This is a genomic window from Streptomyces gossypii, from assembly GCF_025165795.1.
Taxonomy (GTDB): domain Bacteria; phylum Actinomycetota; class Actinomycetes; order Streptomycetales; family Streptomycetaceae; genus Streptomyces; species Streptomyces gossypii.
Genome location: NZ_JAJAGO010000002.1, coordinates 169059 through 184752, shown reverse-complemented (window position 1 = coordinate 184752; position 15694 = coordinate 169059). Strand labels below are relative to the sequence as shown.

Annotated in this window: 13 protein-coding genes; all 13 read left to right on the top strand. The window is 68.0% G+C overall.

All coding sequences use genetic code 11. From position 1 onward, the window contains the following. Window positions 1–52 precede the first annotated feature (52 nt). Window positions 53–1417, top strand: a complete 1365-nt coding sequence (locus LHJ74_RS04305; protein ID WP_260216150.1) for an ABC transporter substrate-binding protein — start codon at window positions 53–55, stop codon at window positions 1415–1417. Window positions 1418–1424: 7 nt separating this feature from the next. Next, a complete protein-coding gene (locus LHJ74_RS04300; protein WP_260216149.1) occupies window positions 1425–2414 on the top strand; it encodes a carbohydrate ABC transporter permease in 990 nt (329 codons plus the stop codon). Next, complete coding sequence (locus LHJ74_RS04295; RefSeq protein WP_260216148.1) at window positions 2411–3295, top strand: carbohydrate ABC transporter permease; 885 nt, start codon at window positions 2411–2413, stop codon at window positions 3293–3295. The genes LHJ74_RS04300 and LHJ74_RS04295 overlap by 4 nt, the downstream gene beginning before the upstream one ends. A 119-nt stretch (window positions 3296–3414) precedes the next feature. Next, window positions 3415–5025, top strand: coding sequence for a glycoside hydrolase family 13 protein (locus LHJ74_RS04290; protein WP_260216147.1), 1611 nt, complete (start codon window positions 3415–3417; stop codon window positions 5023–5025). Between the two features lie 932 nt (window positions 5026–5957). Then, a complete protein-coding gene (asnB, locus tag LHJ74_RS04285) occupies window positions 5958–7775 on the top strand; it encodes an asparagine synthase (glutamine-hydrolyzing) (protein WP_260216146.1) in 1818 nt (605 codons plus the stop codon). A gap of 58 nt (window positions 7776–7833) precedes the next feature. Continuing rightward, window positions 7834–8289, top strand: a complete 456-nt coding sequence (locus LHJ74_RS04280; protein WP_260216145.1) for a PPC domain-containing DNA-binding protein — start codon at window positions 7834–7836, stop codon at window positions 8287–8289. Window positions 8290–8294: 5 nt separating this feature from the next. Further along, window positions 8295–9485 (top strand): cytochrome P450, encoded by a 1191-nt coding sequence (locus tag LHJ74_RS04275; protein ID WP_260216144.1) that lies wholly within the window; start codon window positions 8295–8297, stop codon window positions 9483–9485. Window positions 9486–9575: 90 nt separating this feature from the next. Next, window positions 9576–10274 carry a DUF6875 domain-containing protein gene (locus LHJ74_RS04270; protein ID WP_260216142.1) on the top strand — a complete coding sequence of 233 codons (699 nt, stop codon included), beginning with the start codon at window positions 9576–9578 and terminating at the stop codon, window positions 10272–10274. Continuing rightward, complete coding sequence (locus LHJ74_RS04265) at window positions 10271–11023, top strand: SDR family oxidoreductase (RefSeq protein ID WP_260216141.1); 753 nt, start codon at window positions 10271–10273, stop codon at window positions 11021–11023. Before LHJ74_RS04270 ends, LHJ74_RS04265 begins: the two co-directional genes overlap by 4 nt. Before the next feature lie 58 nt (window positions 11024–11081). Further along, a complete protein-coding gene (locus tag LHJ74_RS04260; RefSeq protein ID WP_260216140.1) occupies window positions 11082–11771 on the top strand; it encodes an MPN domain-containing protein in 690 nt (229 codons plus the stop codon). Between the two features lie 79 nt (window positions 11772–11850). Beyond that, window positions 11851–13257: an FAD-binding oxidoreductase gene (locus LHJ74_RS04255; RefSeq protein WP_260216139.1), complete on the top strand. Its 1407-nt coding sequence runs from the start codon at window positions 11851–11853 to the stop codon at window positions 13255–13257. A 206-nt stretch (window positions 13258–13463) separates the two neighbouring features. After that, on the top strand, window positions 13464–15056 hold the full coding sequence (locus LHJ74_RS04250) for a tryptophan halogenase family protein (protein WP_311203250.1): 1593 nt from the start codon (window positions 13464–13466) through the stop codon (window positions 15054–15056). Then, window positions 15053–15643 (top strand): flavin reductase family protein, encoded by a 591-nt coding sequence (locus LHJ74_RS04245; protein ID WP_260216138.1) that lies wholly within the window; start codon window positions 15053–15055, stop codon window positions 15641–15643. Before LHJ74_RS04250 ends, LHJ74_RS04245 begins: the two co-directional genes overlap by 4 nt. The last annotated feature ends 51 nt before the right edge of the window (window positions 15644–15694 follow it).

The following is a 15694-nucleotide window of genomic DNA, read 5'->3' as shown; positions in this document are numbered from 1 at the left end:
CACAGCGTGCAGCTGTGGGCTTCCCGCACTCCTGCCTCAGAGGGGTCCACCCATGAGAAGTTCTGGCCTTCGCCCGGCGGCTCGCCGCACTTTCACCGCCACCGCAGCCTCCGCCGTCGCGCTCACCGTGCTCGCGGCATGCAGCTCCGCCGACGACTCCACGGCGGACGGCAAGACCCGCATCACCGTGAACTGCATGCCGCCCAAGAGCGCAAAGACCGACCGGTCGTTCTTCGAGGCCGACATCAAGGCCTTCGAGAAGGCGAACCCGGACATCGACGTCGTCCCGCACGACGCCTTCCCGTGCCAGGACCCCAAGACCTTCGACGCCAAGCTCGCCGGCGGCCAGATGGAAGATGTCTTCTACACGTACTACACCGACGCCAAGCACGTGGTGGACATCAACCAGGCGGCGGACATCACCTCGTACGTCAAGGAGATGAAGAGCTTCCAGGACGTACAGCAGCAGATCCGCGACATCTACACGATCGACGGCAAGGTCTACGGAGTACCGCGCACCAACTACTCGATGGGCCTCGTCTACAACAGGGCGCTCTTCGAGAAGGCCGGACTCGATCCCGACAAGCCCCCGGCCACCTGGGAAGAGGTCCGCGCGGCAGCCAAGAAGATCGCCGGGCTCGGTGACGGAACCGTCGGATACGCCGACTACAGCGCGCAGAACCAGGGCGGCTGGCACTTCACCGCCGAGCTGTACTCGCAGGGCGGCGACCTGGTGAGCGAGGACGGCAAGAAGTCCACCGTCGAGACCCCCGAGGCCAGAGCTGTCCTGCAGAACCTCAAGGACATGCGCTGGGAGGACGACTCCATGGGCGACAAGCAGCTGCTGGTCATCAACGACGCCCAGCAGATGATGGGCACCGGCAAGCTCGGCATGTACCTGGCGGCCCCGGACAACATCCCGATTCTCGTCAAGGAGAAGGGCGGCGACTACAAGGACCTGGCCCTCGCCCCGATGCCCGGCGGCAAGGGCACGCTGATCGGTGGCGACGGCTACATGTTCAACAAGAAGGCGACACCCGAGCAGATCAAGGCCGGCCTGAAGTGGCTGGAGTGGACCTTCCTCACTCCGGGCCAGGGCTTCATGAACGACTACGAGCGTGCCGCCGGGAAGGACTCGCCGGTCGGTCTGCCCGAGCCCCGCCTCTTCACGGGGCCGACCGACGCCAAGGACCAGGAGCTGAAGAAGAAGTACGCCAACGTCCCGGTCAGGAACTACGAGTCGTTCCTGGAGGGCAACACCGAGCTGGAGCTGAAGATCGAGCCGCCGAAGGCCCAGCAGATCTACTCGGTCCTCGACGCTGCGGTCTCCTCGGTCCTCACCAAGAAGGACGCCGACATCGACAAGCTTCTCGGCGACGCCTCCGGGAAGATCGACGGAATCCTGGCCCGGGGCTGAAACGGCGATGAAGACCGGATCAAAGCAGGTGCTTCCGGCACCCGAGCGGTCCGCCGCCGACGCGTCCTCCCCGTCCTCCCCGGTGGAGAAGGGACCGGCGGGCCGCCGCCCCGGAAGCAAGCTGCGCCGCCGGCTGGCCGATCAGTCGAGAGCGTACGGATTCCTGATCGGCGGGCTGCTGTGCTTCGCCCTCTTCTCCTGGTATCCGGCGATCCGCGCGGTGATCATCTCCTTCCAGAAGTACACCCCGGGCTCCGATCCCCAGTGGGTGGGCACCGACAACTTCACCCGCGTCTTCCAGGACCCCGAGTTCGGCGCGGCCTGGCGCAACACCCTCACCTTCACCCTGCTCGCCCTGGTCATCGGCTTCGCCATCCCGTTCGTGATGGCCCTGGTCCTGAACGAACTGCGGCATGCGAGGGCGTTCTTCAGGGTCGTCGTCTATCTGCCGGTGATGATCCCGCCGGTGGTCAGCGCCCTGCTCTGGAAATGGTTCTACGACCCCGGGACGGGTCTTGCCAACGAGGCGCTGCGGTTCGTGCACCTGCCGACCTCGAACTGGACGAACGGCGCCGACACCGCACTGGTCTCCCTCGTCATCGTGGCCACCTGGGCCAACATGGGCGGCACGGTCCTGATCTACCTGGCCGCGCTGCAGGGGATCCCCGGCGAGCTGTACGAGGCCGCCGAGCTGGACGGCGCCGGCCTCTGGCAGCGGGTGCGGCACATCACCATCCCGCAGACCCGCTTCATCATCCTGATGCTGATGCTCCTGCAGATCATCGCGACGATGCAGGTCTTCACCGAACCCTTCGTGATCACCGGTGGCGGACCGGAGAGTTCGACCGTCACCGTCCTCTACCTGATCTACAAGTACGCCTTCCTCTACAACGACTTCGGCGGTGCCTGCGCCCTCAGCGTCATGCTCCTCGTCCTGCTCAGCGCCTTCTCCGCCCTCTATCTGCGGCTCACGCGCTCCCCGGAGGAGACCTCATGAGCAGCCCGGCCGTCCGCACCCTGGTCTCCCCGTTCACCCTCGCCCGCCGCCGCGGCAAGGTCATCTACTGGTCCGTCTTCACGGGTGTGGTGCTGCTGTTCGCGCTCGCCTTCCTGTTCCCCGTCTACTGGATGGTCTCCGGCGCGATGAAGTCGCCGGACGAAGTGACGCGGACGCCGCCCACCCTGGTCCCGGACGAGTGGCAGTTCAGCGGCTACACCGAGGCCTGGGACGTCATGGAGCTGCCCACCCATCTGTGGAACACGGTGGTGCAGGCCGCAGGTGCGTGGGTCCTGCAGCTCGTCTTCTGTACGGCGGCGGCGTACGCGCTCTCCAAGCTCAAGCCCGCCTTCGGGAAGATCATCCTCGGTGGCATCCTGGCCACCCTGATGGTGCCGGCTCAGGCGCTCGTCGTACCGAAGTACCTGACCGTCGCCGATCTGCCGCTGATCCACGTCAGCCTGCTCAACGACCCCATGGCGATCTGGCTGCCCGCCGTCGCCAACGCCTTCAACCTCTATCTCCTCAAACGCTTCTTCGACCAGATCCCACGGGACATCCTGGAGGCGGCCGAGATCGACGGCGCCGGAAGGCTGCGCACCCTCTGGTCGATCGTCCTGCCGATGTCCCGGCCGGTGCTCGGCGTGGTCTCGATCTTCGCCCTCGTCGCCGTCTGGCAGGACTTCCTCTGGCCGCTGATGGTCTTCTCCGACACGGAGAAGCAGCCGATCAGCGTGGCCCTGGTGCAGCTGTCGCAGAACGTCTCGCTGACCGTCGTGATCGCCTCGATGGTGATCGCCAGCATCCCGATGGTCACGATGTTCCTGATCTTCCAGCGGCACATCATCGCCGGAATCAGCGCCGGCAGCACCAAGGGCTGAGCCCGCAACCGCTGCCACGGCCGGTCCGGCCCCGCTCCCTCGTGCCCGGCCCCGCTCCCTCATGCCCCGGCACGGTTCCACCCTGCCCGCATCCCATGCCTCCGAAAGGAAACCGCCCTATGGAAGGCAGCCAGCATGCCGCCGACGAATGGTGGCGTTCGGCCGTCATCTACCAGGTGTATGTACGCAGCTTCGCGGACGGCGACGGCGACGGCACCGGCGATCTGGCGGGCGTACGCGCCGGACTGCCCTACCTGGCCGAACTCGGCGTCGACGCACTCTGGTTCAACCCCTGGTACCTGTCGCCGATGATCGACGGCGGCTACGATGTCGCCGACTACCGCATCATCGACCCGGCCTTCGGCACCGTCGCGGAGGCCGAGAAGCTGATCGCCGAGGCGCGGACGCTCGGCATCCGCTCCCTCATCGACATCGTCCCCAACCATGTCTCCGACCAGCACGTCTGGTTCCAGGCAGCCCTGGCGGCAGGCCCCGGCAGCCCCGAGCGGCAGCGCTTCCACTTCCGCCCCGGCAGAGGCGGTCACGGCGAGCTGCCCCCCAACGACTGGGCCTCGCAGTTCGCCGCCTCAGCCTCCGCCTGGACCAGGGTCGCCGACGGCGAGTGGTATCTGCACCTCTTCGCGCCCGAGCAGCCGGACCTCAACTGGGCGCATCCAGAGGTACGTCAGGAGCACGAGGACGTGCTGAGATTCTGGTTCGAGCGGGGCGTCGAGGGGGTACGCATCGACTCCGCGGCCCTGCCGGCCAAGGATCCCGAGCTGCCCGACTTCGTGGAGGGCCGCGACCCGCACCCCTACCTTGACCGCGACGAACTGCACGAGATCTACCGCTCCTGGCGGTCGGTCGCGGACGCCTACGGCGCCGTCTTCGTGGGCGAGGTGTGGCTGCCGGACTCCGAGCGCTTCGCCCGCTACCTGCGCCCCGACGAGCTGCACACGGCGTTCAACTTCCATTTCATGGGCTGCAGCTGGGACGCGGCCGAGCTGCGCACCTCCATCGACACGACACTCGCCGACCACGCGCCGGTCGGTGCCCCCGCCACCTGGGTGCTGTGCAACCACGACGTGACCCGCACGGTCACCCGCTACGGCCGCACCGACACCAGCTTCGCCTTCGCCACCAAGGCGTACGGCGTCCCGACCGATCTGGAGCTCGGCACCCGGCGTGCCCGTGCCGCCGCCCTGCTCACCCTGGCGCTTCCCGGCTCGGTCTACCTCTACCAGGGGGAGGAGCTGGGCCTCCCCGAGGCGGAGATCCCGCTCGACCGGATCCAGGACGCCATGCACTTCCGCTCAGGCGGCAGCGATCCGGGCCGGGACGGCTGCCGGGTGCCACTGCCATGGAACGACGCGGCCCCGCACGCGGGCTTCGGCAGTGAGGAGGCCCGTCCCTGGCTGCCGCAGCCGGCCGGCTGGACCTCCTATGCCGCGAACCTCCAGAGCGGCGACCCGGATTCGATGCTCACTCTCTACCGTGAGGCCCTGCGCCTGCGCCGCACCGAGCCGGGCTTCGGCGACGGGCCGATGCGCTGGCTGCCGGCCGACCGAGGTGTGCTCTCCTTCACCCGCACCGACGGTCTCGTCTGCGTGGTCAATCTCAGCGAGCTGCCCGCTGAACTCCCCTCGCACACCAGCCTGCTGCTCACGAGCGGCCCGCTGGACAAAGAGGGTCTGCTGCCGCGGGACACCGCGGTATGGCTGCGGGCCTGACCCCACGGTGGGCCGGGCCGGGCCGGTTTCCGGCCCGGCCCACCGGCTTCCTGGCGGGAACATGAGTGCTACTCGGCCATCTCACAGGAGCCCGGTGGCGTGTTTCGCCCATCCGTTTCCTGCCCGAGGTGACGGCTGCGCAACAATGCCCCAACGGGCCCGGGAAGGGGAGGAACCGCTGACACGGCGCCTGCGCGGTGCCGTGCCCAGGGGGATCACTCTGGTGACGAGCTGCCCAGAAATCTCCCCGTACGGGGGCATCACTGCCCGAACGGTTCGTGGCGGACCGCCCGAACGGGCTCTCAGTGGGCCGGAAGTGATACGTGCGACGGCGCCGGAACTCTCATCCTGCTAACGTCCCAATCACCGGGACCACGGGGGATCGACAAAAGGTTCTGGCCGCATGTCTGTGTATGACAGTTGATGAGCACCTCGGCCGGTGACTCGCCGGCCTTTCGCACGGAGCGGCAGCCCCTATTTGCACGGCGGGCTGACGCCAGCCAATTGCCGCATCGCACAGCGAAATGCAAGCCCGCAGGTCGCGGATCATCGCGGCGTGCGTTCTCCCCGCCTTCTGTACACACGAATCCGGCGCGCTCCGTACCTGCCCGCTCGCCATCGTGACAGGCCCACCGGAGCCTGGACCAGCAGGGCACCGTCCCTTCACCGGGCGACCAAGCGACCCTTAGCCCGGTTGCGGTCGGTGTTCACGTCAGACGGATCACCCGCGTATCCGATCTCGTTGGCCATTGCAACGAACAAAACCGTGAAGATGCCGAACCCAAGAGCTGCCAACCCCCATAGCCCTCATTCCGATTCTTCCCGGTGCGTGTCCCTCACCCTGCCGATGCATTCGGCATGCCCGCTCAGCCGCGGCCTGGGTGAAACGCGCCGGACAACTCGGGCCGAGCGAAATCAGATTGGGAAGACGTATGTGCGGAATCGCAGGCTGGGTAGATTTCGACCGGGACCTCACCAGGGAACGCGCCACCGTGACCGCCATGACCGAGACCATGGCCCTGCGCGGGCCCGACGGCGTCGGGGTCTGGCTGGACCGGCATGTGGGTCTGGGACACCGGCGGCTGGCGGTCATCGACATCGAGGGTGGCCGGCAGCCCATGGCAGCCGAGGACGCGGCCGTGCTCACCTACAGCGGTGAGGTCTACAACTTCCGGGAGTTACGCGCCCAGTTAGAGGCCAAGGGCCATCACTTCCGCAGCCACAGCGACACCGAGGTCGTGCTCCGCGCCTACCTGGAGTGGGGCGAGGGCTTCGTCACCAGGCTGAACGGCATCTACGCGTTCGCGCTGTGGGACTCCCGGCGCGAGGAACTCCTGCTCGTACGCGACAGGATGGGTGTCAAGCCGCTCTTCTACTACCCGCTGCCGGACGGCGGAGTGCTGTTCGGGTCCGAGCCGAAGGCGATCCTGGCCCATCCGCGCGCCGACCGGGCGGTGGACGCCGACGGCCTGCGGGAGATCTTCACCATCACCCAGACGCCGGGGACCTCGGTCTACAAGGGCATGCACGAGGTACCGGCCGGACACCTGCTGAAGGTCCGGCGGCAGGGCCTGAGCACCCGCCGGTACTGGTCCCTGCAGGCCCGCGAACACCCCGACGACCTCGCCACGACGATCCACACGGTGCGCGACCTCCTCGAGGACATCGTGGAACGGCAGCTGGTGGCCGACGTGCCACTGTGCAGCCTGCTCTCGGGCGGCCTCGATTCGAGCGCGCTCACGGCCCTGGCGATGAAGCACGGCGACATCCGCTCCTTCGCAGTCGACTTCGACGGCTACGCGGACCACTTCCAGCCGGACGAGATGCGCGGCAGCCCCGACGGCCCGTACGCACGGGACGTGGTGGCCCATCTGCGCCCCGACCACACCGACCTGCTGCTCGACACCAAGGAACTCACCGACCCGCGGCTGCGCTCGGACGTGCTGCGCGCCTGGGAGTATCCGCAGTTCAGCGGGGACATGAACAGCTCGCTGTACATGCTGTTCCGTTCCATCCAGGGGCACTCGACGGTCGCTCTCTCAGGTGAGTCGGCGGACGAGGTCTTCGGCGGATACGCCTGGTTCCACCTCCCCGCGGCGGTAGCGGCTCCGACGTTCCCCTGGCTCGTCGTGATGATGCAGAAGCAGCGGCCCGAGGACCTCTTCGACCCGGCGCTGCGCAAGCAGCTCGACGTGCTCTCCTACGAACGCGACCGGTACGGCGAGGCGCTTGCCGAGGTGCCGTACCTGCCGGACGCGAGCGCCACCGAGCGCCGGATGCGGGAGATCTCCTACCTGCACCTCACCCGGTTCGTGAGCATGCTGCTCGACCGCAAGGACCGGCTGAGCATGGCGCACGGCCTGGAGGTGCGGGTGCCTTTCTGCGATCACCGGCTCGTCGAGTACGTCTTCAACACCCCCTGGTCGTTCAAGAGTTTCGACGGGCGGGAGAAGAGCCTGCTGCGCGCCGCCGTCTCGGACCTGCTGCCCTCGTCGGTCCTGGAGCGGCGCAAGAGCCCCTACCCGGCCACCCAGGACCCCGCCTACGGGCAGGCCCTGCGCGGTGCGCTGACCGAACTGGTCGCGGGCGGGGAGGCTCCGGTGCTGCCGCTGCTGGACCAGGAGGCCGTACGGAAGCTGCTGCGGGCGCCGGCCGAGGACACCTCCTCGACGGTGACGCGCATCAGCCTGGAGATGGTGCTGGACCTGAACGCCTGGCTGGAAGACCAGGAACTCCGCGTCGACGTCTGACACCGGCGCGATCCGCCCGCACACCCATCCATCAGATCGGAGTGGCCTACGCATGCGTATGAGCGAGCTGAAGACCGGACGTTCTTTCGGACTCAACTTCGACCACAAGGAGGACTTCTTCCAGACTCTTTCCGACTTCTGCCGTGACAACGATGTCCGGCAGGGGTACATCCCGATGTTTCTCGCGGCTTTCGCCGAGACCGAGCTCGCGGGGACCTGCGACCGCGTCGACGACCCGGAAGCGCCCGTGCGCACCCCGGTATATCTGGAGAAGGTCGAGGCGGTGGGCTGCGGCACCTTCTCCTATGACCCGGACCGCAAGACGATCGTGCCGCACATCCACGTCACGGTCGGGTTGAAGCAGCTCTCGGCCGCCGCCTATTCGAGCCATCTCATCTCGGCGACCGTCCAGTATCTCACCGAGATGCTCATCATCGAGGTCACCGGCCCGGAAATGCGCCGCCCGGTGCACACCGAACTGTACGACGTACCACTTCTCACCTTCGAAAGCTGACCGCCATGTCCGCTGAATTCTTTCCCTTTCCGGAAGAGCCGCTCGGCAGAGTCCCGCAGAGCTGCACCTGGCGCCGCGAGGCCGACCCGCTCGGGCAGGTCACCCTGCCCAGCGGTGACGAGGTACGGCTCGCGGTGCGCTTCTTGGACGTCGAGGCCGTCTTGACCGACCCGCGGTTCAGCCGTGACCTGAGCAAGCCGGGCTGCCCCCGGCTGCAGTCCGGCGCGGACATGTCCGACGACCGCGACACGCTCATCAACATGGACCCGCCCCGGCATTCGCGGGTCCGCAAGCTGCTGAGCCGTGCGTTCACCGTGCGCAACATCGAGAAGCTGCGGCCGCGCGTCCGGGAGATCGTCCAGGAACTCGTCGACGGCATGCTCGCCTCCCCGCGGCCCGTCGACCTGATGGCGGCACTCGCCGAACCGCTGCCGATGAGGGTGATCGCGGGCATACTCGGGGTCGCCGACAGCGATCTCGACAAGTTCCGGCACTGGTCGTACGTGGCGATGAGCATCACGCCCGACATGGCCCAGGAGCGGGTCGAGGGGCGCGAGGAGTTCTTCGCCTACCTGCTCGCACTCATCGAGCGGCACGGCCGCGAACCGGGCACGGACCTGCTCGACACCATGATCGAGGCGAGCGAGGACGGCGACCGGCTGAGCGGTGCGGAGCTGTGCGACACCGCCCGCTCACTCCTGCTCGCCGGGCACGAGACCACGATGACGTCGATCGGGCGCGGCGTGTTCACGCTGCTCCGCCACCCCGAGCAGTACGCGGAACTCGTGGCTGACCCGAGGCTGGTCCCCGCCGCCGTCGAGGAGACGCTCCGGTACGACTTCCCCGCCGATGTGGGCTTCCTCCGGGTCGCCACGGAGGACGTCGAGCTCCCGTCCGGGACGGTGCGCCGGGGCGAGGGCGTCATGCCGCTGATCTCGTCGGCCCATGCCGATTCCAAGCAGTTCACGGACCCTGAGGTATTCGATATACACCGGACCGACAACGCGCATATCGCCTTCGGAAAGGGTCCGCACTACTGCATCGGCGGACATCTCGCCCGCGTGCAGCTCCAGGAGGCGTACGACGTGCTGGTCCGCACCTTCCCGAACCTGCGCCTGGCGGTTCCCGCGGAGGAAATCGTCTGGAAGCCGGACATGATGACCCATGCGATCGCAGAGCTCCCGCTTACTTGGTGATCCGGAGGTAAGAGCAACGTGAGTAGCGCAGAAAGACTGAAGTCCGTAGAAATCCCGGACACGGCAGAAAGCCCGGATACCGCAGGGGCAGTGAGCCCTGCCGAGGACATGGACGCGGACGGAATGCCCGCGGTCTACCGGTCGCAGGAACTGGCACGGATGGCAAGGGATCTGCCGGTCATCGAATCCATCACCGACTGGTGCGACGAGTTTCTCGCCCGCCCGCACGCCGAACTCGGCCGCGGCGGCTCGGTCTGCCCGTTCATCCCCCGCGCCCTTTCCTCGAACCAGGTCTCCTTCGTGGTGCTCCGCACGAAGAACCGCTCAGAGGCGGAGATCGACCGGATCATCAGCCGGTTCCGGGAGGTCTTCCTCCGCACCGAACCGGTGTCCGGACCGGAGGCCATCGACAAGGCGATCCTGATCATCCTCCCCGACGTGAAGGAGGAGGACGCGGCCGAAGCGGTGGACGAGACGCACCGCAGGCTCAAGGCGGAGTTCGTCGAATCAGGTCTGATGATCGGCAAGTTCCACCCGCGCAGCGAGCAGGGCGGGCTCCACAACCCGGACTTCCGGCCGCTGCGCAGCCCCGTTCCGCTGCTCGCGATCAGGCACATGGTCGACTCCGATCTGCCCTTCCTGAACCGCGTGGACGATCCCGTCCCCGACCGCATCCGCTTCCTCGAGTCGTACGGGCAGCGGTTCGAGGACGGCGAGGAGACACCCTGGTCCGAGCGGGGCCGGGCCGCCGTGGGCGAGCTGCGCGTACGTACGGAGACGGAGAAGTGACCGCCCCGGCGCGACGAAGGGTCGCGATCGTGGCGGGTGGCAGCCGGGGGATCGGAGCGGAGATCTCCCGCGAACTGGCCGCCGGCGGCACCGATGTGGTCATCGGCTTCGCGCAGGACTCCGGCACCGCCGACAAGCTGGCCGCCGAGATCGGCGAAGCGGGGAGGGGTCGCGCGAAGGCGGTACGCGCCGACATCGCCGAGCCGGACGCGGTCGGGAGGCTGTTCGCCGAGGCGGAGCAGAGGTACGGCGGTGTGGACGACGTCGTCGTCTGCGCGGGAGCGCACGCCTCGCAGCGCGGGCCGCTGGCCGAGACCGATGACGAGAGCTTCCGGCGGGTGGTGGACGTCAACTTCCGCGGCACCTTCCTGATGCTGCGGGCCGCCTCGACACGGGTGCGGGCGGGCGGTCGCATCGTCACCTTCTCCAGCTCCGCACTGGCACTGGGAATGCCGGGTCAGGCCGTCTACAACGCCTCCAAGGCGGCGGTCGAGGTGCTGACCCGGCAGCTGGCCAAGGAGCTGGCGGGCCGGGAGATCACCGTCAACGCCGTCGCCCCGGGGCCCACCGGCACCGAGCTGTTCCTGCGGGGCAGGCCGCCGGAGGCCGTCGAGGCCCTGGCCAAGCAGATTCCGCTCGGCAGGATCGGGCGGCCGGACGACATCGCCGCGGTGGTGACCTTCCTGCTCAGCGAGCCGGGCGGCTGGATCAACGGGCAGGTCCTCCACGCCAACGGAGGGATCGTCTAGGGCCCGGCCCGATCCCGCCGGCGAGCCGTATCACCGACCCCGTGAGAGGAGAACCACAGTGCTGGACAGCAGGATTCCGCAGGAAACCACTGCCGCCCCCACCACCACCGGCGGCTTCGACGACATCGAGGTGGTGGTCGCCGACGCGGAGACCTTCGCCCCCTTCGTCGAGGACGCGATAGCGGAGTACCGCCTCGGTCTGGAGTCGGTCACCGCGGTCGACTCGCCGCTTCACCGCCCCAACAGCTTCGGGTTGCTGGGGGGCGTGCTGGAGGACGACGCGCTGGTGGTGAAGCAGATCGCGTTCGCGACCAACGTACGGGCCGTCGAGGCCGTGCCGTTGGAGGAGTTCAGGGAGAACATCGTCCCCCAGTTCGGCAAGCAGTACGACGACGGGGAGCGCGGCTTCTGGTGCGACTCCCGCGAACTCCTGAAGATAGTCCGCGAGTTCGAGAACGCCGGCCTGGAGATGCTCGGGTCGGTCCATATGCACCCCGACTGGCACCGCATCGGCCCGGCGCACGAGCGCGGCACGGACAGCCTGAGCGAGCGGCCGAGCCGCATGGACGAATACCTCTTCCGCAACGCCGGATGGCCGCTCAACATCATCTGCTACCTGGAGAGCCGGGGCGACGGCATCACGCACACCTACGCCGCCTGGCGCCCGCCCGGCTCCGAGGACCCGTCGGCGCGGGCCAGGGAGATGACCATCAGGTTCTTCGCACAGGGACACAACGGAGCCGCGTGAGGGACGCCCGCCCCGGCATTCCGCGGCTGCGGCTGTCCGGCTGCGGCTGTCCGGTGCGGCGTCAGAGAGTGGAGGAAGCATGGCAGATTACCCTCAGAACGTCGGTCCTGTGGTCGTACCGTCCGATCCGGGTTACGAGCGGGCGCGGCACATCTGGAACGACCGCTTCGACTGCCGTCCCCGCGCGGTCATGTACCCGCGGAACACCGCTGAGACGGCAGCCGCGGTGGGCTACGTACGGGAACACGGCGTCCCCTTCCGCATCCGCTCCGGCGGGCACAACAGTGAGGGCTTCTGCACGGTCGACGACGGCATCATCATCGACCTGTCGAAACTCGGCGGCGTCGCGGTGAACGACGACCGGACACGGGCCGTCATCAGCCCCGGCGTCCTGCTCGGTGAGCTGTACGAGTCCCTGTGGTCGGTCGGCGGCACCATCCCGGCAGGGGTGTGCCCCGACATCCGGATCGGCGGGCACGTGCTGGGCGGCGGGATCGGCATGCTGGTGCGCTCCCGCGGTCTGCTCATCGACAGCCTGGTCGGGCTCACCGTCGTCGACGCGCAGGGCGAATCGCTCCGGGTCGACGACGAGAGCCATCCGGACCTGCTCTGGGCCTGCCGGGGCGGGGGAGGCGGCAACTACGGGATCGCCACCTCGTACACCTTCGAGATGAAGCCCGTCTCGGAGGTGACCCTCTACAGGCTGGAATGGGACTGGGAGGGGGGAATCTCGGTCCTCGACGCGTGGCAGCAGTGGATACTGCTCGCCGACTCGCGGGTCAACTCCCGGTTCAACCTCTTCCCGCGCTCGGCCGGGACGGTCCTGACGACCGGACTCTTCGAGGGATCGGCCGACGAACTGAAGTCGATCCTCCAGCCGTTGACCGACAGGCATCCGCCGCGCGACACCTCCCTCCGCACGATGCCCTTCATGGAAAGCGTGGGGCTGTTCAGTGAACAAGTGCCCTCGATCAGGGCCAAGTTCGTACCCGCGCTCTCCGCCGGACCGCTCGACGCGCCCGCGCTGAAGGTGCTGGAACGACGGCACCGGGACGCGCCCGCCGGGGTGAAGACCGGGTTCTACGGCCTCGGCGGCGCCGTGCTCGGCAGCGTACCGGCGGACCAGTCGGCGTTCGCACACCGAGACGCGTCCCTGTGCGTCGAGTACCTGGGCCACTGGCACGGCGCGGAGAACGACAGCGAGCACCTCGACTGGCTGGCCGGCACCCGCGAGGAGATGGACTGCTTCATGACCGGCGGCGCCTACGTCAACAGCCCGGACCGCGATCTGGACAACTGGCTGCACGCCTACTACGGCGACAACCTCCCCAGACTGATGGAGGTCAAGCGCAGGTACGACCCCGCGGACCTCTTCTCCTTCGAGCAGAGCATCCCGGCGTCCCTGACCCTGCCGGAAGCGCGTGCCGCGGGTCTGACCGAACCGGTCATCTCCGAACTGCGCACCAAGGGCCTGCTCTCGGCCTGACGCTGCGCCTGTCACCGCGCCTGTCACCGCGCCTGTCACCGCGCCTGGCACCGCGCTGGCACCCGCATCCCACACCCGAACCCCGACAACCGACGCCTGCCGCCCGAGTCCGCGTCCGAGCCCGACGCCCGGTGTCGCAGGCCGCCGCACGTGAGCCACCGCGATCGACCGAAGAACATCTCGCTCGAATCTCCAGAGGAGTCAACGTGGACACTCGCATCAAGACAGTCGTGATCCTGGGCGGAGGCACCGCGGGCTGGATGGCCGCGGCCTACCTCGGCAAGGCGCTGCAGAACACGGTGAAGATCGTGGTCCTGGAGTCGCCGGCGATCCCGCGGATCGGCGTGGGGGAAGCCACCGTCCCCAACCTCCAGCGCGCCTTCTTCGACTATCTCGGCATCCCCGAGGAGGAGTGGATGCGCGAGTGCAACGCGAGCTTCAAGATGGCGGTGAAGTTCGTCAACTGGAGCACGCCCGGCGAGGGCAGCCCCGTACCGCGCACCGTCAACGGCCGTCCGGACACCTTCCACCACCCCTTCGGCCTGCTCGCGTCCGCCGACCAGATACCCCTCTCCCACTACTGGGCGGCCAAGAAGCTGCGGGGCGAGACGGACGAGGCCTACGACGAGGCGTGTTTCCCCGAAACCGCGATCATGAACGCGAAGAAGGCCCCCCGCTGGCTCGACATGAAGCGGGCGGCCAACTACGCCTGGCACTTCGACGCCCACCTGGTGGCCGGGTTCCTGCGTGACTTCGCGGTCAAGAAGCAGGCGGCGGAGCACGTGCAGGACGAGATGACCGAGGTACTCACCGACGAACGGGGCTTCATCTCGGCCCTGCGCACCAAGTCGGGACAGCTGCTCAAGGGCGACCTGTTCATCGACTGCTCCGGCTTCCGCGGGCTGCTGATCAACAAGGCGATGGAGGAGCCGTTCATCGACATGAGCGACCACCTGCTGTGCAACAGCGCGGTGGCCACCTCCGTGCCGCACGACGACGAGACGAACGGTGTCGAGCCCTACACCTCCTCGATCGCCATGCCCTCCGGGTGGACGTGGAAGATCCCGCTGCTGAACAGGTTCGGCAGCGGCTACGTCTACTCCAGGGACTTCACCAGCCAGGACCAGGCGACCCTGGACTTCGCCCGGCTGTGGGGGCTCGACCCGGACAACACCCAGTTCAACCACGTCCGCTTCCGGGTCGGGCGCAACCGCAGGGCCTGGGTGCGCAACTGCGTGAGCGTCGGCCTGTCCTCGTGCTTCGTGGAGCCCCTGGAGTCCACCGGCATCTACTTCATCTACTCGGCCATCCACATGCTGGCCAAGCACTTCCCCGACAAGACCTTCGACAAGGTGATCGTCGACCGGTTCAACCGGGAGATCGAGGAGATGTTCGACGAGACCCGCGACTTCCTCCAGGCGCACTACTACTTCTCGCCGCGGGTGGACACGCCGTTCTGGCAGGCGAACAAGGAGCTGACGCTCGCCGAGAGCATCAAGGACAAGGTCGCGACCTACCGCGCGGGGCTGCCGGTCAACCTGCCGACGACCGACGAGAACACGTACTACGGCAACTTCGAGGCCGAGTTCCGCAACTTCTGGACGAACGGCAGCTACTACTGCATCTTCGCCGGAATGGGCATGCTGCCGCGCCACCCGCTGCCCGTACTCGCCTACAAGCCGCAGTCGAGCGCCGAGGCCGAGCAGCTCTTCGCCGACATCAAGCGCAAGCGGGAGGACATGGTCGCCTCGCTGCCCTCGACGTACGACCTGCTGCGCCAGTTGCACGGTGTCTCATGAACGACGGGACGCGAGAGCAGCAGAGCTACCGCGACCTGATGAGCGCCTTTCCCACCGGCATCGCGGTGGTCACCAGCCTGGACGTCGCGGGCAGGCCGCAGGGGATGACCTGCTCATCGATGACCAGCGCCACCCTCTCCCCGCCCACCCTGCTGGTGTGCCTGCGCACCGGCAGCGCCACGCTGGAGGCGGTCACCTCCCATCGCCGCTTCGCCGTGAACCTCCTGCACGACGGCGGGCGGGGCGCCGCCGAGGTGTTCTCCGGTCCGCATCCGGACCGGTTCTCCTGGGTGGACTGGAAACCGTCGTGGTCCGGGCTGCCCTGGCTGGTCCACGACGCGTTCGCCGTCGCGGAGTGCGAGGTCAGCGGCGCCCGGAGGGTGGGCGACCACACCGTCGTCTTCGGTGAGGTGGACCGGATCTCGCAGGTCGACGGCACGCCGCTGCTCTACGGGCTGCGCCGCTTCGTCGCCTGGCCGGGTCAGGAGGCGGCCGAGCAGCGGCGGTCCGGGAGAGCAGGGCCCGGCGGGTGGCAGGGACCGCCGTACGCGAGCGGTCCGGGGCCGGAACCCGCCGCCAGGACCTGACCCCGCTGCCGGACCCCGGCCTGAGCCGTGCGGCCGTCACGCTGCCCGAAG